17 protein-coding genes are annotated in these 19365 nt (G+C 64.2%); 1 reads left to right on the plus strand and 16 read right to left on the minus strand.

Annotated features, from left to right (window positions below; translation table 11 throughout):
- Nucleotides 1-296: 296 nt before the first annotated feature.
- Genes KF886_06820 through KF886_06835 form a run of 4 tightly spaced genes read right to left on the minus strand, consistent with a single transcriptional unit; the run spans nt 297 to nt 6277 of the window.
- Nucleotides 297-2867, minus strand: coding sequence for a hypothetical protein (locus KF886_06820; protein ID MBX3177051.1), 2571 nt, complete (start codon nt 2865-2867; stop codon nt 297-299).
- Nucleotides 2864-4129, minus strand: a complete 1266-nt coding sequence (locus tag KF886_06825; GenBank protein MBX3177052.1) for a Gfo/Idh/MocA family oxidoreductase — start codon at nt 4127-4129, stop codon at nt 2864-2866. Before KF886_06825 ends, KF886_06820 begins: the two co-directional genes overlap by 4 nt.
- Before the next feature lie 36 nt (nt 4130-4165).
- Nucleotides 4166-5176 carry a SurA N-terminal domain-containing protein gene (locus KF886_06830; GenBank protein ID MBX3177053.1) on the minus strand — a complete coding sequence of 337 codons (1011 nt, stop codon included), beginning with the start codon at nt 5174-5176 and terminating at the stop codon, nt 4166-4168.
- Between the two features lie 54 nt (nt 5177-5230).
- Entirely contained in the window at nt 5231-6277 is a 1047-nt protein-coding gene (locus KF886_06835) for a Gfo/Idh/MocA family oxidoreductase (GenBank protein ID MBX3177054.1), read from the minus strand.
- 279 nt (nt 6278-6556) lie between these two features.
- Between KF886_06835 and KF886_06840 the strand changes: the two genes are divergently transcribed.
- Nucleotides 6557-7363, plus strand: coding sequence for a DUF1080 domain-containing protein (locus tag KF886_06840; GenBank protein MBX3177055.1), 807 nt, complete (start codon nt 6557-6559; stop codon nt 7361-7363).
- Between the two features lie 309 nt (nt 7364-7672).
- Here the strand turns inward: KF886_06840 and KF886_06845 are convergent, their stop codons facing one another.
- The 12 genes from KF886_06845 to KF886_06900 all read right to left on the minus strand — a co-directional run bounded on the left by KF886_06845 (nt 7673) and on the right by KF886_06900 (nt 19317).
- The gene (locus KF886_06845; protein MBX3177056.1) at nt 7673-9079 is read right to left on the minus strand and encodes a hypothetical protein; all 1407 of its coding nucleotides are present in this window, start codon (nt 9077-9079) and stop codon (nt 7673-7675) included.
- A gap of 12 nt (nt 9080-9091) precedes the next feature.
- Nucleotides 9092-9634 carry a hypothetical protein gene (locus KF886_06850; GenBank protein ID MBX3177057.1) on the minus strand — a complete coding sequence of 181 codons (543 nt, stop codon included), beginning with the start codon at nt 9632-9634 and terminating at the stop codon, nt 9092-9094.
- A gap of 127 nt (nt 9635-9761) precedes the next feature.
- Complete coding sequence (locus KF886_06855) at nt 9762-11672, minus strand: DUF2723 domain-containing protein (GenBank protein MBX3177058.1); 1911 nt, start codon at nt 11670-11672, stop codon at nt 9762-9764.
- 9 nt (nt 11673-11681) lie between these two features.
- Complete coding sequence (gene plsY, locus KF886_06860; protein ID MBX3177059.1) at nt 11682-12275, minus strand: glycerol-3-phosphate 1-O-acyltransferase PlsY; 594 nt, start codon at nt 12273-12275, stop codon at nt 11682-11684.
- Nucleotides 12272-13675 carry a ribosome biogenesis GTPase Der gene (gene der, locus KF886_06865; GenBank protein MBX3177060.1) on the minus strand — a complete coding sequence of 468 codons (1404 nt, stop codon included), beginning with the start codon at nt 13673-13675 and terminating at the stop codon, nt 12272-12274. Before der ends, plsY begins: the two co-directional genes overlap by 4 nt.
- Nucleotides 13668-14228: a CDP-alcohol phosphatidyltransferase family protein gene (locus KF886_06870; GenBank protein MBX3177061.1), complete on the minus strand. Its 561-nt coding sequence runs from the start codon at nt 14226-14228 to the stop codon at nt 13668-13670. Before KF886_06870 ends, der begins: the two co-directional genes overlap by 8 nt.
- Nucleotides 14229-14308: 80 nt before the next feature.
- Entirely contained in the window at nt 14309-14704 is a 396-nt protein-coding gene (locus KF886_06875; GenBank protein ID MBX3177062.1) for a response regulator, read from the minus strand.
- Between the two features lies 1 nt (nt 14705).
- A complete protein-coding gene (locus tag KF886_06880; GenBank protein ID MBX3177063.1) occupies nt 14706-15197 on the minus strand; it encodes a hypothetical protein in 492 nt (163 codons plus the stop codon).
- A 180-nt stretch (nt 15198-15377) separates the two neighbouring features.
- Complete coding sequence (locus tag KF886_06885; protein MBX3177064.1) at nt 15378-15866, minus strand: GNAT family N-acetyltransferase; 489 nt, start codon at nt 15864-15866, stop codon at nt 15378-15380.
- Nucleotides 15867-15947: 81 nt separating this feature from the next.
- Nucleotides 15948-16358, minus strand: a complete 411-nt coding sequence (locus KF886_06890; protein MBX3177065.1) for a type II toxin-antitoxin system VapC family toxin — start codon at nt 16356-16358, stop codon at nt 15948-15950.
- Nucleotides 16359-17011: 653 nt separating this feature from the next.
- Complete coding sequence (locus KF886_06895; protein ID MBX3177066.1) at nt 17012-18844, minus strand: hypothetical protein; 1833 nt, start codon at nt 18842-18844, stop codon at nt 17012-17014.
- Entirely contained in the window at nt 18841-19317 is a 477-nt protein-coding gene (locus KF886_06900) for a helix-turn-helix transcriptional regulator (protein MBX3177067.1), read from the minus strand. The genes KF886_06895 and KF886_06900 overlap by 4 nt, the downstream gene beginning before the upstream one ends.
- Nucleotides 19318-19365: the final 48 nt, after the last annotated feature.

Here is a 19365-nt window from a genome sequence, read left to right on the forward strand (position 1 = left end):
ACGTTGAAAGGGGACGAGGTGGCAAACGCGATCGAAGTTCCCCGTCAATCACCTATTAATTGGGATGGGGCGTTGCAGTTTTTGGGGAGGCCGGAGGGCAGTTGACAGTTGACAGTTGACAGTTGACAGTTGACAGTTGACAGCAGGGGCGGCAGGGGCGGCAGGGGCGGCAGGGGCGGCAGGGACTACAGGGACTACAGGGACTGTAGGGGTGGCGGAGACGGTAGGGGTGGTAGGGGCGGGGGCTTGAGCGGTGGTCTTTCGGGGGGCCAGGGCATGGAGGGACGGGGTTGTGTTTATTCGGGCGTGATGGTGGGGATTTCCCTGGCAGCCTGGGCGAATTGGGCGGCGTTGTAGGGGAGCTGGATGGCGGTCCAGGTGGAGGCGGGGATTCGCCAGAGGGTGTACTCGGCGTGGAAGCGCATGGGGATGCGCCGGGGCACGGTGGCCACGATGGCGATGAGGGCGTCTTCTCCTTCCCAGGCGAAATCGACCACCTCGCCGGGCAGGGAGATGTAGACGGGATCGAGGCCTTGCCGGTAGGCGCGGAGGAGTCCGGCGGGGTCGACCCAGGCGGCGCATGTACCGCGGGCGCTGAGCCGGGACTGGCGGATTGGGTAGCTTCGCTGGACGAGCACGGAGCGTGATCCGTTGTCGGCTTCGAGGGCAACGAGGGCTCCGTCGGCCTCGAAATAGATGAGGCTGCGGCTTTCCTCTATCCAGCGGAGGCTGCCGGCGAGATTGGCCGAAACCCGAACGGTTTCGATCTGGCCGGCGGCGGCGTTCCAGCGCACTATGGCGCCCGCGTCCGTAACGTAGGCGATATCGCCGCTGCCGGGGTGGACGGCGGCGGCTCCGGCCCGTGGCGCGGGGGCTTCGCCGGTGGAATCGGATTCCGGGGCGTCTTGGGTTTCGATGTGGCCGCTCTGCCAGTAGACCGGAGAATCGCCGGACCAGCCGAGCGGGACGACCCCGGCGGGCACAGGGTCCCACTGGTCGCCGCGCAAGATACCGCCGTGGCCGTTGTGGACGAGGAGTTGCTGGCCGTCGCGGTGCCATTGGAAGCCGGCGGTGTCCCCCCGGGGCGTAGCGAGCGCGAGGGCCGGCGATTTGTCGACCAGCGAGAAGATGTACAGGTATTGTTCGCCGCTGTTCCCCCACCCGATGTCGGCCAGCATGGCGATACGCCCGTTTCGGGAGACATCGACGGCGACGGGCCACTGGGTTTGGGGCCAGATGTTATTGGCGCGGCGGGCGTCGCCCAGGGCGAATTCCGGGTCCAGCACGACCCGGTTCAGGCGTCCTTCGAAGGTAAAACTGAATGTGCCTCCGTGGGCGCCAGGCTCGATAGCGTGCACCTGGTATTCGGTTTCGCCGAGCACGCCGAGCGCGATGGGTACAAATGCGGGGATATCGCCCGTGTTTTCGATGGTAATGTGTACGCGGTTGGTTTCGGTGGCGACCGCGGCGATACCGTAGTCAAAGGTGCCGGGGCGATCGAACCAGACACGGACCAGCTCGTCCAGGGGGCGCTCGGAGGCGAGGGTCATTTCGTGCAGGAGCGCGGCGTAGGACACGGTGGAGTAGCGGTGCACCGCCATGAAATTCCGGCAGGCCTGGTCGAACGCGTTTTGGCCGATGTAGCTGGCGATGGCGGCGGCGGCGTAGGCGCCCCGGGTATCCCGCCGGGTGGAGGGCTCGCGCGGATCGGCCTGGAGACGCCGATCCAGGTTCACGGTCTTGGGCGCGTCGCGGGGGGCGGACGGGGGCTCACGCTGTTCCATGTGGCGCAGGTAGGCGCGGCGCCCCTTCACATTGCGCAGGGCCTGCCAGGCGCCATACTCGGAGAGCCCGGAGAGGAGCCACTCCCCCGCTTCCGGGCGCGCGGTGAACCAGCGGCCCGAAATGGTGTCCCCCCACCATGTCCGGGCGACCTGATCGGCAAGCAGGGCGAAGATCTCGTCTGGATCGTCCAGGGATCCGGGGCGGGCCACGATGGTGGGCCCGCCGACGTGAACGGCGGCTCGCTCCTGTTCGGCGAGCACCAGGTTGAGTTGCTCGAAGCCATTCGGCCCCCAGACCGTCTGGAAGTAGTTGTAGGCATCCCCGAGCGCGGCGAGTAGCGGGCCCGCGTCGACATTGGCGCCGGGACGCTGGAAGACGCTGCACCGCACGCCGCCCTGGAGCCGCGCGGTCTTTTCGAAGCGCCCCGCGGCCAGCCCCACCGCCAGGACGGGGCGTGATTCTTTCCAGGTCACGGTGCGAATGCCGCCCTCCGCCTGGTTTTCGGCGAGGGCGCCGGTCCAGGCGACGTCGAGGGCGGCGGGGATTTGCACGCTGGCCTCAAACTCGGAAAAGTTTTTGAGGTCGAGCGGGTACCACCACTGGAGGCGGTCGATGAGGACGGTGTCCTGATCCATCTGAAGCACGGAATCATTGGCGGGCTCCATGACACCGCCGTACCGTATCGCGAGCAGTCCCTCTCCGGATTCCTCGGGCGCCTCCACCAGGATCCGTGCGCCCTGGCGCCGCCACGAAACCGGGCTTTCATTCCAGGAGATGCGGGAAACTTCAAGCCCGGGGTTGAGGAGCAGCACGACCTGGCCCCCACTCCCGGCCCGGGCCACGGTCAAGGCGGCGTCCCCGTCGATCCGGCCGGCGGCGGGCTGGATCGCGGCCTGGACGGCGACGCTCGTTATCGTCTGTGATTCGAGCAGCGCTTCCATCTGGCCAGCGGACAATGATTGGCGCCAGGGCAGCGCCGAACCGCCCCGGAGCCAGGCGAAGACGCCGAGAGCCGAGAGCCCACAGGCCAGCAGCGCCAGCCCGAGGACGATTGCGAAGGCGCGGCGCCCCACGGGATTCACACGGGGCGGCCGTAGAGCTGTTCTGGACCGGCGTAGGGATCAAACATGGTAATACCCTCCTGATTGAACACGGCGGTCACGGGCGCGCCCTTGCCGGCTTCGATGTATTGCTGGTTGCGCAGGGCGACGGCGCGGGCGGCGTGCACGATGAGCACGGAGAGGCGCGCCTCGTCCGCGTTGGGGTATCCATCCTGGACGTCATCGAGCGATTTGCCGAGGAATTTCATTTCGGCGGTTTTTTCGATGCAGACGACGAGGCTGTCGACGCCGTATCCGACATAGGCCAGGGAGCCATCGTCGCGGCGGACGTCCCGGGTCATGTGGTTGTTCATGGTCTGCGTGCCGTTTTCGGTGGTGCAGAATCGCAAACCTCGATACTGGCTGTCGGACTCGACCATGCCGTGGGTGCCGAAGAGCTGACTTTCCTGATTGACGGGGGCCTCGAAGCGATCGGGGGTAATCCAGTTGTTGATGAAATCGATACTCATGCCGTTGTCGAACTGGACCTTGACCTGGACGGCGTCGAAGGCGTCGAGGTTGTGTTCACGGCGCAGTTTCTTCTTTTGTCCGACGGCGTGGAGGGACACGGGCTTGACGCCGAAATAGGCGATGAAGAGATCGGTCCAGTGGCAGCCGACGTAGCTGAAGGGGTCGCTTTTCTCCGTCCAGGCCTTGAAGACCTCGGTGGAGACTTCGAGCGGCTCCTCCAGGACGGCGCGGCCATAGAGGGGCTCGCCGATGCGCTGGGCGATCTTGTCGCGGATGCTAAGGTGATCGGGGTCGTATCGCTTGTGCATGTCCACGCCGACGAGGCGACCGGCTTTTCTTGAGGCGGCGATAATGGCGTCGGCCTCGCCGGCATCGAGGGTCATGGGTTTTTCGGTGATGACGTGTACGCCGCGTTCGAGGGCGGCGAGAATCGGGGCGGCATGGAGGTGGTCCGGGGTTGCGACGGCGAGAATATCGAGATCGGGGTGCGCGTCCAGGAGGTCGATCCAGGGTGTTTCGCCGTGGTAGGTGGCGAAGTCCATGCCGAGCTTGCCGTATTCTTCGAGCTTTCGGGCGCCGGAGCCGGGGGTGTGTGTGGCGAGGGCGACGAAATCGATATGGATGTCGCCGAGCGGGCGCGCCATGTTGTCGAGTCCGAGGCGTCCGAGCCAGGGCAGGAGGCCGTTCTGTTCGAGCTGGCAGTAGGTGCGGAGGTGGACGTCCCCCCCGAACATACCGGCTCCGACAAGTCCGATTTTGAGTGTTCTAGTCATGCGATCCTTTCGGGATGTTGTGTTTGCCCGGCCTTTTCACTCGGCCTCGGGCGCGCCGCCTTGCGCTCCGGGCGCCTCCACCAGTTCGATGCGGATGAGGTTCTGATGGTCCTTGACAATCTCATCGCGCACTTCCTTGCGCTTGCGCTGGACGATCTCGCGCTCGAGCCCTTCGCGGACGGACTCCAGCGGGATTGTGCCGGGTTCGTTTACCCTGACGAGGGTTACGAGGTACCATCCCATGAGGTTGCGCACGGGTTCCGATACGGCCCCGGGCTCGAGGGCGTCGAGGGCCTCTTCGAGTTCGGGGTAGAAGCTCCCGAACTTCATTTCGCGCAGCATGCCGCCGCGCTCGGCGCTGGCGGACTCGTCGGAGACTTCGCGGGCGACCACCTCGAAGGATTCACCGCCGCGAATACGCTCCAGGGCGGCTTTTGCCCGATCTTCCGCCTCGCGCCAGTCCTCGTCGGCGTCGCCTTCGGGGCGGACAAGGATTGCGCCGATGTCGCGGGTCTTCTCGATGCGCAACATGGAGCCCTGGTCGAGCAGGCGCGCATAGGCCTCCTCGATTTCCTCTTCGGTGGCGACGAGTTCTCCCGCCTTCCCATCGAGGTAGCGCGTTGCCGCGAGGCCGTTGCGCATGTGATCGCGGAGGTCGGCCTCGGACATATTGAGCTGCCGGAGATAGCTTTCGTAGGCCGCGTCGCTTCTGAAAGCCTTGCGGCGCTCCTGAAACTCGGCTTCGAGTTCTTCGTCGGTGATCTTGACGCCGGCGTTGCGCGCGGCGATACGCACGATACGCTCGCTGATGAGCTCCTGCATGACGATATTGCGCAGGCGCGGGTCCGGCTGGGGTGTCTGGCCGGTCGTGGCCTGGAACTGCCGGAGCCGGAATTGCAGTTCGCGCGCGAAATCGCCGGCGGTAATCACTTCGTCGCCAACCCGGGCGATCACGTCGCCGGGCTGGACTTGCGGGGTGTCTTCCTGCGCGCGCGCGCCGCCGGCGGCCAGCAGCAGCAGCGCGACACAGGCCATAGTGCGTTTCATGTGAGGATCCCTTGCAGGCGCGGGCGGGCGCGCGGCCCGCCCGCTGGATAATGGTTAGAGTTTGACGGCCTTGCCGGTCTTCGCGGACTTGTAGATCGCTTCGATCAAGGCGACGGCGAGGCGCCCTTCGCGGCCTTCGATGGCGGGCTTGACGCCTTTCTGGATCGCCTTCGTGAAGTCGGCGATCTGGCGGCGGTGGCCTTCTATCTTCAGGCTGCTGAGCGGATCGGAAGCGCCGGAGCCGAGTGCGGAATCGCCGGCCATGGCGGCCTCGATCTTTTTGTCGGCGGGCTTGGACTTGTTGAAATCCCAGGATACGACCTTGCCGTCCTCCATGGCGGCGCTTCCTTCGGTCCCGTGAATTTCGATGCGGGCGGGGTGGCCGGGCCAAATGGCGGTGCTGGCTTCGATGACGCCCTGGGCGCCGCTTTCAAATTCGATGATGGCGGTGGCCAGGTCCTCGACTTCGAGGCGTTCGTGGGCGACGAGAGCGGTGCGCGCGTAGACCGATTTCACGGGCCCCATCAGCCACTGCAACAGGTCGACATAGTGGATGCCCTGGTTCATGAGGGCGCCGCCGCCGTCGAGCTTCCAGGTGCCTCGCCACGCGCCGCTGTCATAGTATTCCTGCGAGCGGTACCACTTGATGTAGGCGTCGCCCAGGACGACCTTTCCGAAGCGACCCTGATCCAGGGCGGCGCGAATGGCTTCGGCCCCTTCGGAGAAGCGGCTCTGAAAGATGCAGCCGAGGTTAACGCCGGCGTCGTCCGCGGCTTTGATAATCCTGTCGATGCGCTTCGTGGTGACGTCGAGCGGCTTCTCCGAAAGAATGTGCTTGCCGGCCTTCGCGCAGTCCACGGCGATCTCGGCGCGCAAACCGCTGGGGACGCAAAGCGAAATCGCGTGGATGTCATCGCGCTTGAGCATTTCTTTGTAATCGTCAAAGGCGTCGGCGCCGTACTGGCCCGCCAGTTTTTGCGCGGTTTCCAGGCGCACGTCCGCCACGCCGGCGAGTTTGGCTCCGCGCACCTCGGCGATGGCCGCCGCGTGCACCGGGCCGATATTTCCGCATCCGATGATGCCGTAACCTACCGTAGCCATGATTTCTCCTTATTCGGGTGGGTTGAGGGCGCAGTATAACATACGCGGGAAAGGGTGAATAAAGGGCGCTCGGATGGCTGTGGCGTAACGGGGCCGCCGGGCGTTTGGAAGGGCGGCTGGACTCGTTCATGCTCGCCGCGCGCTCCGCCTCAGGCAGGAAGCCCAGTCCCCATTGGCATTCGCCGGTGGCCTGGGGTGGATGGCGCGCCGGGTTGATTCCGGGCGCACGCTTGGCGTACAACCAAGGCGCGATCTCAACACCATCCGGAGAGGCTTGAAATGAACCGTCTATTCGCCCGCACGCTGACTTCCCTGGCCGCGACACTGGCCCTTGCCGCCGCGCTCCCCTGCTCGGCCGCGCCCGGTGAATCCACGACGGAGGAGGGGTGGGTCAGCCTTTTCAACGGCAAGGATCTCGACGGCTGGACGCCGAAAATCCGCTACCACGAGCTCGGCGAGAACTGGAAGGACACCTTCCGCGTCGAGGATGGCGTCATGAAGGTGGCCTACGACGGCTACGACGGGTTTAATGAAACGTTCGGCCACATTTTCTACAAACACCCCTACTCGCACTACCGTTTCCGCATGGAGTACCGCTTTACCGGTGAACAGGTTCCCGGCGGTCCGGGCTGGGCTTTTCGCAACAGCGGCATTATGGTGCACGGCCAGGATCCCGCCACGATGGACATCGACCAGGACTTCCCGGTGTCTATCGAGGTGCAGTTGCTCGGCGGCGACGGCGAGAAAGAACGCACCACCGCGAATCTCTGCACCCCGGGGACGAACGTGGTCCTCAACGGCGAGCTTTTCACCCCCCACTGCGTGAACTCGCGCTCCGAGACCTACCATGGCGACCAGTGGGTTCAGGTCGAGGTCGAGGTGCACGGGAACGACTTCATCCAGCACAAGATCAACGGCGAGGTGGTCTTTGAATACGAGACGCCGCAGCTCGATCCGACGGACGAATACGCCCAAAAACTGATTAAGGACGGCGACCTCATGCTTTCCGGCGGGACGATCTCCCTCCAGAGCGAGAGCCACCCCATCGAGTTCCGGAACATCGAGATCCTGGAGTTGAAGAAATAGGCGGTTCCGAACGCGGCGAGGGCCCGCCCGCGGGCGCCGGGAAATGAATAGCGCGCACGATGGCGCGTCTAATGGGTGTACGAAGGCTTAACTGGAACGATCAAGGAGGATTTTCCCATGAAGCACATCCGCCCCATTTCCCTCGGCAAGGCTCAGGACGCATTCGGATACATCTTTTTGCAGCTTTGGCTGACGACGTTTTTCGCGCTGCTGACGGGCGCATTCAGCCGCAAGGACAAGTAATCGAAAAGAACGCCCGCAACCGGACCATGGATGGCGTCGGTTGCGGGCGCAATGCGTTGATGGAGTTTATTGCAGCAGGGCGCGCATGGCGTCGGTGAGCACGGCTTCGACGGCGGGGCCGCAGCGCGCGGTGTTTACCTGCGTTTCGTAGCCGCCTTCTTCGTAGGCGACGCAGGTACCGATGTAGCCGGGGCCGTAGTCGCCGTAGGCCGCCACGCACACGAGGCTTTCCGGGGCCATGTCCTGTGCGGCGATCTGGTACTCCACGAAGAGTTCGCCGGGCAGGTGAATCAGCTGGAGGTCACCGATGCGCAGGCGGCTGAGCTCGATGGGGGTATCGGCATTGTTGCGGTTGATCCAGGCGAGCTCTCGCGCGGCGCGCACGCGCTGGCCGGCGGGCGTGTCGGGGGAATCCAGGCGCGCCGCTTCGTGTTCGGGCGAGACTTCGTCGCGGGCGGGCATCACGACGCGCTCGACGGCCCATTCCAGGGCGTGATCACCGGCGGGCTCCTTGCGGGAGGTTTCGAAGGCCTTTCGCATGCCTTCCTCCAGCCGCGCGGCGAGCACGGGGCGGTTCTCCGGCGATCCGTCGTTCCACTTGCCCGCGCCGAGGTTGCCGCCGGCGCCGTTGAAGTGGATGTGGGGCACGCCCGGGAGAGCGTTTTCGCGCGCGGCACGCGCCATGCCGGGGAAATCCGCCGTGACGTAGCCCTTGCCGTAGTGGCTCTGGGGGTGGGTCGCGTAGTAGGTCAACACGGCGAGCGCGGTGTCTTCGTTCCAGAAGGTCACGGATTTGAGGAAGGGGTCAACCGTGCCCACGGGTTCCGCGCGCACTTCCGGGTCGCCGGTGGCCGTGAAGCGCATGACCCGCACCTTGCCATTTTCATCAAGAATGCGACGATTGGAGGCGACATGCTGTACAACCGCCTCGCCGGCGCCGATATGGGTCACGGGCTGTCGGTTGGGCAGGGATTCCTTGAGGGCGGCGGCCGTGCGGGCGATCGTTTCGCGCGCCGAATCGACGTCCATGGTGACGCCGCCGAGCCCGTGCGGCGCGATCATCTCTTCGACGGTGAAATCACACATGGGGGCATCGTGTTGGTGCAAGACGTGGACCGAAACCCGCGTGACGGGCGTTCCGGCGGCTTCGGCGAGGGCTTCCCGCCAGGCGCGGTGTCCGCCGTTGCCAATACCCACCCAGTCCACCGCGCAGAGCACGATGGGCGCTTCGCCGTCCGGAATGAACACGATGCCACGGGCGGTCAGCGGGTCGGTGATCTCCTTCGCCGGCTCCACGCCGCCGCCGCAGAGCGGGGCGCCGATGGGCGGGGTGGCGTCGGCCTCGAAGGTGGCGATGGTGAACTCGGCCTGGGCGCCCTGTGTGGCAAGAACGGCCACGGCGGCGACGGCCAGTACGAACGCGGTGCGTATTCTCCGGGGGTTGGCGGCCCGGGCAGGTTGATGGCGTGTCACAGCAAGAATTTCCTACATCATTTTCATGTAGCCGGCGATCATCACGGTGGCGGCGCCGAGGACAATGGTGACGCCCACCCAGAGGGCGGCCTTTTCCTGCAATTTCTGGGAAATGGCTTTCTTTCCGGCCAGCATGGAGGCGAGCCCGAAGATGGCGATCGCCAGCAGGAATTTGATGCCGAAGAGCATGTGGTACGCCGACTGGCCATCGTGCTGGAAGCGGGTTACGGCCATGAAGTTGTAGAGGCCGGTGATCAGCAGGGCGGCGATGAGGATGTGGACGTACTTGCGCCAGCGCGCGGTGATGCCGGCGCGCAGTTTGGCGTGTGTATCGGCATCCAGCACTTCCGCGGCGGCGGGCATGACGGCGGCGCGCAGGTAGAATGCGCCGCCGAGCAGGAAGATCGCGCCGAAAACGTGCAGCCACCGGCTCACGAGGGGGAGCATGCCGGTCGCGGGTTCACCGGTCGCCATTTCCTGGGCGGCCGCGCCGAAGGCAAGCACAAGATAGGCAACGAGGGCGGGGAGAATGCGTCGTGCGGGGGAACTTAGCATGGATGAATTCCTGTTCTTTCGGTTGTTGGGGAGGCAAATCTACCGTAAACGTAGCATAACCGCGCTTGACGCGCGCCTGCAACCCTTCGCGCCCGCGGTGCGGCCATGTTTCGCCGCTCGGGGCCGTTCAGGGCGGTGTCGCGGATCGGCGTCGCGTGACCCGTTCCAAGTTGCGCCGGGCGGCGGCATGATCGGGGTCCGTCGCAAGAATTTCCTCGAAATATCCGGCGGCGGCGTCCCAGTCGTCGTACCTGGCGCAGAGTGTACCTATGTTATTCAGGATGGCGGGCTCCCGGTGTCCGAAATTCGCGGCGTTCGCCACATGATCGAGGGCCTCGGCATTTTGCCCCTCCGTGAAGGCGTGGCGCGCGCGCGCGACGGCCACGTCGTATTGGAAGAGGGACAGGCTGTATTCGTCGACCGGTGCATTGGGGAGCGGCGTGCGCCACGCGATATCGTCCGGTCCCGGGGCTTGCGCGGGCTCTTCTCCGGGGCGGAGCGCCTGCACGAAGAGCCCGAGGGGATGGAAGCGAACGCTGGCGCCGGCAATGGCGGTTTCCCGCGCGAGCACGAGGGGGCGGCTGGTGTGGTTGAGGAGCCACCCGAGAATCTCGGGCTCGTAGCGCATTTTTGGGTAGGGCAGCCACGCGTCCTGGATCGCGCCGGCGAGTTCCGGGATGGCGTGGAGGTCGAGGTAGCCGTATTTTCGCAGGAGCGTGACGTCGGGCCGCTCGCCCTCGACGGCCTGCAGGTAGAGCGTTGGAAAGGCCTGGTGGTCGGGCCCCGCGACGAAGATGGCGTTTTCCGGGAGGCCCGCGAGGACGGCGCGCCCGTAGTCTTCGGCGTAGAAGTAGGCGCGCTTGCTCTGGGCGCTGTGGATGAGAAGGGCGCCGAGAATACCGGCCATGGCGAGCCCGGTCAGAAATGAGCGGATGCGCCGCCCGCCGCCCCAGGCCAGCGCGCAGGCGATGCCGATGGCGGTGATGAACTCGGCGGGCAACATGAAGACGCGCATGACCCAGAGCCATTCGCGGTTCTGCTCGAAATTCTGCATCCACGTGATGGCGACGACCGTGCTCACGGCCATGAGGGAGAGGAACCCGGCCAGGAAACGATCGCGCCGCCAGAGCGCCACGGCGCCCGCTGCCCCCAGAAACGCGCCGATGGTGAGGTAGTCCTTGATCCAGAAGCTCCCCATGGTCGAGAGCTGGGCGGAGAAGCGTCCGATACCGCGGGGGTACTGGTCCACCATGAAGGCGAACTGCTCGCGGCGGACGACGTCCCACCAGCGCGCGAGGGTCTCGGGGTCGCCCCAATCGACGGCGGGGTCGAGGCGCGAGGCGAGGGGCAGGTAGACCCAGACGACGAGGCCGAGAAGGAACAGGCCGCCGTTTTTCGCGTGGAACGCGGCATCGCGGCGGAGCGGAGCGGGAAGTTGGAGCCAGGCGAAGATCGCCCAGAATGGCAGCAGCAGGAACATGGTGTTGTGGACGCCGGTGCTGACGCCGGCGAGGAGGGCGAGGGCAGAACAGGCGCCGGAGTTTCCCGCCCGGACACCGCGCAAGGCGATGAGGAGCATCGTGGCGAGAAACAGGGTATTGAGCGTGTAGACTTCCGCGATCAGCGCCTGCTCCCAGAAGACGCGTGAAAAGGCAAAGAGGAGCGCGGCCAACACGGCGGGCGTTCGCCGCCCGGTGAGGGTGATGCCGATGAGGACGAGGAGGGCGACGGTCGCTGCGCCGCAGACGGCTGAGAACAAGTTGACCCGCCACGCCGGATTCTCCAGCGGTATCCACGTGAAGAGGTGGGCGAGCATCGTCCAGACGGGGTAGCCGGGCGGGTGGGGAACGCCGAGGGTGTACGCCGCGCCAATAAACTCGCCGCTGTCTTCGCCGGTCACGGTGGGGGCGAGGGTGAAGACGTATACGGCGAGCGCGGCGAGTCCTGTGGCAAAGGCGGCGCGGCGATCCAGCCGGGAGAGCGGCGGGTGCGGCGCGCGCGCGTGTCTCTTTCGCGGTTCGTCGACTGTACCCGTCATTTCAACCCTTCAGATCTTGTTTTCTTCGCCTCGCAGGATGCGCCGGATGTTGGCGCGGTGCTTGAGGATGACCAGGATGGCCACCACGGCCACCACTACCCGTATAACGGTTGAGAGGGGAAAAAACCAAACGGAGACCGCGAGCGCGGCGGCGGCGCAAACCGACGCGGCGCTGACCATGCGCGTGGCGGCGACGACGGCGGCGAAGACGGCGATCGCGATGGCCATGGGCCCGGGCGCCAGGCCCAGGAAGACGCCGGCGCTCGTGGCGACGCCCTTTCCGCCGCGAAACCGGAGGAATATGGAGAAGGAATGGCCCAGGATGGCGGCCACGCCGCAGAAGAGGGGCAGGTGGGGCTGTGCGGGGTCGAGGCGCGCGATCAGGAGGACCGCTGTCAGGCCCTTGGCGATATCCGCCGCCAGTGCGGCCGCGCCAAGCTTTTTGCCGAGCACGCGCATGGTGTTCGTTGCGCCGATGTTTCGGCTGCCGGCTTCGCGGATGTCCACGCCGCGCAGGCGCAGGCCGAGCCAGAGGCCGGTGGGAACGGAGCCGAGCAGGTAACCCGCGGCGAGCGCGAGGAGCGCCAGGTAGGAGAAGGTCATGCGCGCGGCTTTCCTTCGCGCAGCTCGAGGTGGATGGGCACGCCTTCGAAGCCGAAGCGCTGGCGCAGCTGGTTTTCGACGAAGCGCAGGTAGCTGAAGTGGAAGAGGCGGGCCTGGTTGACAAAGAGCACGACGGTGGTCGGTTTCACGCTGGCCTGGGTGCCGTAGAGGATTTTGGCGTGCTTGCCTTTCTGGCTCGGGGGCTTGTGCAGGACCTTGAGCTCATCGATGAAGCGGTTCATCTCGGCGGTCGGGATGCGCTTGCGCGATTCGGCGTAGATCCGGTCGATGTGCTCGAACACCGAGAAAAGGCGCTGGCGCGTGACGTTGGAGATGGTGATGTAGGGCACGTAGTGGATCTGCGCCATCTTCAGGTTCAGCTCCTCGCCGATGGCCTTGAACCGGCGGGCCTTGTCCTCTATGAGGTCCCACTTGGTCCATACGAGGATCATCGCCGTGCCGTTTTCACGGCAGTAGCCGATGATGCGCTTGTCCTGTTCCGACATGCCTTCGGTGGCGTCGATCATGATGAGACACACATCGGCGCGGCGGACGGCGCGCAGGGAGCGGCTTACGCTGAACTGTTCGACTTTCCGGGTGATGCCCGCCTTCTTGCGGAGGCCGGCGGTGTCGATCAGGACGTATTCCTGGTCGTTCCAGGTGAAGTCCACGTCGATGGCGTCCCGCGTGGTACCCGGGACGGAATCGACGATGTTGCGCTGCTCGTTGAGGATGGCGTTGACGAATGAGGACTTGCCGACGTTCGGCTTGCCGACAATGGCCACTTTGATGCGCGGGTCGGTCTCCGGCGTTTCACCGGCCTCGCTGTCCTCGTCGCCGTCGCTATCGGCGGTCTCGTCGCCGTCCTCGCGCGCTTCGGCCGCGGGCGGGGGCAGGTGCGAGACAATCGCCTCGCGCAGCGCGTCGATACCCAGCCCGTGCCCGGACGAAATGGGAAAGGGATCGCCGAGGCCGAGCTCGAAGAAGTCGTACTGGTGCTGCTCCACGAGGTTGTCGTTGTCGAGCTTGTTCACGGCCAGCAGGACGGGCTTGCTGTACTTGTAGAGCCGATCGCGGACTTCGCGGTCGACACGGGTCAGGGGCTGCTGGCCGTCCACGACGAAAATGATGACGCGGGCCTCGTTCAGGGCGGCGTCCACCTGCGCCTGCATTTGCAGTGTGACGTTGTCCTCGGGATTCTCGACGATCCCGCCGGTGTCCACGATGCGGAACTGGTGGTCGCCCCATCGCGCGTTTCCAAAGAAGCGATCGCGCGTGATGCCCTCCTCGTCGTGGACGATGGCGCGGGATTTTCCGATCAGGCGGTTGAAGAGGGTGGATTTACCGACGTTCGGACGCCCGCAGATGGCCACCAGGGGGAGTTTTTTTGCTTTAGGCAAGGTTTTGCCCTCCGGCGGTCTTTACTTGTTGAATGCCGTCGTAAATATAGGCGGCGCAGGAGGCCACGACCAGGAGTGTGGTCGCGCCGATGAGCCACGGCAGCTGGGAAAGCCCGAGCAGGGCGGCCACCAGGGTGATATTCTGAAATAGGGTCGTCAATTTGCCTGTTACTCTTACGTTGATGATAACGGGGGCCACAAAGGCATTCAGGAGCAGGGCTCCAAGCACGATGATGCTGTCGCGCAGCAGCAGGGGCACGGGAAACCACATTGGAACGCCCGGATCCAGGTGGGGGTTCGCCGCCAGGAAGACAAAGCCGAGATTAATCAGTAGTTTGTCCGCCAGGGGGTCCAGCCGCTTCCCCAGCGGGGTCGGCCGTTCCCAGCGCCGCGCGACGTAGCCATCCAGTGCGTCCGACAGCGCGGCGAGGGCGTAGACCGCCAGCGCCGCGTGGCGCGCCCAGGGCATAGCCGGGGCGTACACGAAAACGAGGCCACAGAACACGGGGACGAGCAACAGGCGGAAGACGGTGATCCGGTTTGCACAGGTCACGACCGCACCCTTATCGACATGGCGAGGCCCGTTTGCGCGCCAAACCCGGTATGGTACGCGTTCGGGACCGAACCGGTCAACTACGCGCCCGCACTTTCCGCGGGCTGGCCGGGCAGATGACGCCGGATCTGGGCCACCAGCTCGTTGGGAAAGAACGGCTTGGTGATGAGTTCCACCGCGCCCGCCTTGAGGCTGTGCGCCCGGGCGTCCGGCGTGTGCGCCGAGGAGAGGCACACCACCGGGATTTCGGCGGTCTGGGGGTTGGACTTGATTTGCTGGCACACTTCATAGCCGCTCATGATCGGCATCATCAGGTCCAACAGGACGAGGTCGGGTTTTTCCGTGCCGACCAGGTCCAGCGCACTGACCCCATCGTAGGCCTTGACCACGTCAAAGCCATTGCCGGCGAGTGTGCGTTCAATGAGCGCCACGACATCCGGTTCATCATCGACGACCAAAACTTTGTGATCCGCCACGTTATTTCCCCGTCCCTCTCTGGTTCCGCAGGAGCGCGGTAAACATACGATTTGCCTTGGACAACTCAACATTCGGGCGCGCCACGCGCACGGGGCGCACGGTTTCCGCCCGTTTGATGCGCGCCACTTCCAGCCGGGCGCCGTGATCGACGAAGCCGTCCTTCGTTTTCGATACGCGGACCACACGGATGTTCAATGGCTGCGAAAGCGGCACCTGGAAGTTTTCGTCCCGCATCAGCTGCGCCTTGAGGAGCGCGCCTTCCGGGAAGGATTGGAGCATTCGAATGCGCATGCCGCGCGGATTCAGATCGAGGACGACCCCTTCGATCGGTTCCTCCGGGGACTCTGGACGCCAGACGATGCAGGGGCGGCAGACTTCGGTGCGCCTGGCGCGGCGGCGTCCGCGCTGGAGGGAGCGGTTGTCGGAGGAGATCACCATCCCGCCATCGTCATCGCGGTCATTCCAGGGGAGTTTGGGCCGATTGGACTGCATACGACTCCATGGTGTTTATGGCTCGCCGTTTCAAGGGAGCGCGATCGGTGTGCAATGTAAACGCTGAAAACCGCGCGCCGCCGGCATGAGACTTGCCAACAGTTCGCAAAGTAAGAATACCGCAATTGTGCGCGGTTGTCCAGATCGGGGATCGGTTGTCGCGGGTTGCGTGGGGCCGCCTCAGTCACCCAGCCACTTGTACATGATCAGCGCGTCGACATAGCCGTGGCGCGGGTGGTGAAATCCCTTCGGCAGGCGCCCGACGATTTCCAGGCCTAGTTTCTGCCAGAGGCGGACCGCTTGATCGTTGGTGGAGACGACGAGGTTGTACTGCATGGCCTTGAACCCCAGCTGGACGGCGGTTTCCTGGGAGTGCATGCAGAGTGCGGAGGCGACGCCCCTGCCGCGCGCCGCGGGCGCGACCATGTAGCCGCAGTTGCAGACGTGGCCTCCCAGGCCCGGCGCGTTCGGCTTAATCGCGTACGTACCAAGGATTTCGCTGTTTTCCTCGAAGACGAAGACTTTCTGCGACTCGCCAAACCACTTCTGGCATCCCTCTTCGCGGGTCATGTCTTGCGGGTAGGGATACGACTCCCCCGCAGCGACGATTTCGTGGAAAAAGGGCCAGATGGCGTCGAATTCGTCGCGGTGGGCTTCGCGTATCGGCATGGACAATCTCGTCTATGTTGCAGTCTGAATGCTCAAGTGCCGGGCAATCGTCCACTACCGCTGGGCCGGCCGGATCCGATCTCAATCCGCATGCGCTTGAGAACGCAAATACGCCACCCGTGGCGTTTCCCCAGATTGCATGGCCCCCTTGCAGAAGTTCTGATCGAAGGTGTGCATCACGGCATTTCCACTGGCGGCCAGGTGCATGGCGTCTGCGAAATCCGCGCCCATCTCGTACCACGCGATAGCCCGCTCGAAACCCTCCGAATCCTCCAGCACAACATTGTCGAGTTGAGATAACAATTGGAAGAAGGGCAGTAGTTCATCCCGGCGCTTGCCGTAGCGCGAACGCAAGACCCATTCAGTCTCAAGAAGAACCGTGCGTGGAAGAAAGACGACATTGTCCCGCATCAAGGACTCGGCCATATCGGCCTGCGCCGGATCGTCGTCGGCAAGAAAGCGCACCAGCACGCACGTGTCAAAAGCAATCATGCTTCTTCCACGCAGTCCACGGGCGCGCACAACCGCTCATCCGACAACGCTTCGCCATGGTGCTTGAGTAAGCCGCGAAGCTCCTCAAGCCTGCGTCCTCCCACCGGGTGTTGCCGCGGTTGGATAAGGAGGCCCGATCCCGTTAGCCGTATACTCAGGTCCATGGCCCCCTGCCAGTGCAACGTTTCCCGCACGTCGGCAGGTATGAGCACTTGTCCCGATTCCGACATGTGCACGGTATTCGTCTCTTCCATCGCAATTGACCTTCACTGTTGAAGGGCAAGCATTCGCCCAGTCCAGTTGACTGCTTTCCATTATCCGCTTTCATGCGCAATCGGTCAAGACGCCGGCGCTAAAGCGAATAGCCAGGTTGAGTCGGCCGATGGCCCGCCGGCCTGCGGCGCGCCCAGGACGCCGTTGACGCCCACGGAGAATTCACGCCATTGTTCGCGCCGCGACTCCAGCAGGGGAATTCGAGTGCCCGTGGCCACGTGCGCTTATTGCTGCATACGTGAAACCAAGAGTTTCGAACCACGAATGCACACGAATTGACACGAATAAGGAGAATCCGTGTCATCGGTGTAATCCGTGGGTAAAAAATACTGACCGCGGAATTCACGGAGGTTCACGTCCTCCTTCATCCGACCGGGCAGTCAGTTCGCCGCGCCCGCCTCCTCCTTCGGCCCCAACACGAGCCAGAGGGGACGCCGATGTTCATTTTCGATCGTCTTCGCTTCGGCGGACACGACACCAATAGTGTTTTTGTAGTCCTTGCCAGCGTACTTCCACTTCAGCAGTATCGCCTTTGGAAGGGCGTTTGTATTCCGCAGTGATTCCGTAATGTCAATGAACTGCCACCTCCCTCCTTCCTGTAAGATTTCACGCCCAAGTACATCGATGGGCTCATCCTGGAGTAAGAGGTTCTCGCCCCCCTCGCCGTAGACTTTCGACAGTTCGTCGAATCGCGGCCATATCATGTCGAATACATCGTTCTGAACAGGCCACGCTTCCAGTGGATTGTTGAACTCACTCAGACGCCCACCGCTCACGTAAAATGCCAACACAACACGCTTGGCCCCGTCCGCAACGGTAGGTACGGGCGCGGGAAGAGCAAACAGGGGACTCCAGACGAAATTGATCGCTGTCTGTTCACCTTGAATTTCAATGTAGCGGAGTTGATCGTTACTGGCAGAGAGTTCCTCAAAAACCTGTGACCGGTCCACGTCCGATGTAAAATATCCGCGCGGGTCGATATGGCCCGTCGTCGATTCGGGCACGGGCGTGGTCGAGGTAACTCGGCGCTCCGGAAACGCTCGCCGGATCGCCGAAGCGAGTTCCTTCGTGACACTCAACCCCTGCGCGGTCATCTGGTCGAGGAGTGCCCAGTCCTGCAACTCGTCCTTAAGCTCGGCGGCCAACATAGCGCGGTAACGCCGCCCCGCGCCGTTGCCGAGCAGCTCGAACGAGATCTTGTAGCGTTCGTCCGCGCTCCAGCGGCCGCCGGTATTGCGAATGAGCACGGCCGTGTGGCTATTGGCGGGCGCGCCGGAGATGCGCACCGGATACTTCGCCAGGGACACGTAGTCGCTGACCACCAACGGCACCTCTCTCCGCGGGGGCAATGCCGAATGGCTTCGGGGCGACACCAGGTATTCCTGGAGAGCTTTACCGGAATCTGGACCCCAAAAGGACTCCTGGGCGCCTTGCCAAACATCGTCGCCATGTTGCCATTCGGACTCAAGCCGCACACCGAGCACTTGCTTCTCGGCGTCGCGGCTCACAGGCGACTCGAATTCGATCTGTACTTCTTCGGGGACAACATCGGGGGTGACAATCAACGTTTTTACTGGCGCCACACCCGCGAATATCGTGGCTTCTCTATACAGGGTCAAGCCAGACTGAGGGTCTTTACATTCGACCTTGTACACCCCGGGCTGCATGGGGCCAAAGCGTAGGATCCCGGAATCGTCTGCCCGGCGGTCAACCCGGCCGCCTCGTTCGTCGCCAAACATCTGACCGTAACACGTCACCTCGACCCCGCTCGCCAACGGCCCGTCCTCGCTGCCGCGCCGGAACTCCAGTTCCAGCGTGGCCAAGCGCGCTTCGCCCGCGTTCTGCTGCGACAATGCCACCAGCACCGCCTCGTTCGTCGCGCCGAATTGCCGGAGCATGAGCCCCATGAACGCCACCCCCGCGATCCCCGCCACCGCCAGCACAACCATGACCCCCGTTTGTATCCACTCGCGCATGATAATCTCCCTCATATGATCCCACCACAGCTTCCGCGCTATGGCATCGGGATCGCCGAATTGTTCCAGGACGCGGCGTCGCACCGATTCCTCATCGTCGTTGCCCCGCTCCAACTCCCGTTCCGCCGCGCACGCGAGGTGGTCCGCGATCTCGTCCAGAATGTCCTGCCGCAGCCCGCCCGGCTCGCGCGGATGGCGCGCGGGGAAGGCTTTGTCGGGGTCCTTGTTCCAGTTCATAGCCGCGTACCTGTCGCTGTGGACGGGGTGGACGGGGTGGACGGGGTGGACGGGGTGGACAGGGTGGACAGGGTGGACAGGGTGGACAGGGTGGACAGGGTGGACAGGGTGGACAAAAGAGCGCCGTGGGCGCTCATGAGTCCGCCGGCCAGCGGCGCGCCCAGGACACCGTTGACGCCCACGGAGAATTCACGCCATTGTTCGCGCCGCGACTCCAGCAGCATCTGGCCCTCGGGCGTGATGCGGTAGAACTTCCGGCGGCAACCCGGCCGGTGCAGCACCCAATACGACGCGAGCAGTCCCTCCCGCTCCATGCGGTGGAGCACGGGGTACAGCGCGCCTTCCAGCAGTTCGAATTGACCGCGAGACCGCTCGATCACCTGCTGTGAGACGTCGTAGCCCGTGGCATCGCCCGGGCTGATGGCGTGGAGAATCAACATCTCCGTCATGTCGCTTTCAAACGTATTTTTCATGGGGCGCGCACCTCGATGGGTTCGGAAAAAGCACGATACCTTGCAGTT

The sequence above is a fragment of the Candidatus Hydrogenedentota bacterium genome (genome assembly GCA_019637335.1).
In the GTDB taxonomy this organism is placed as follows: Bacteria; Hydrogenedentota; Hydrogenedentia; order Hydrogenedentales; family JAEUWI01; genus JAEUWI01.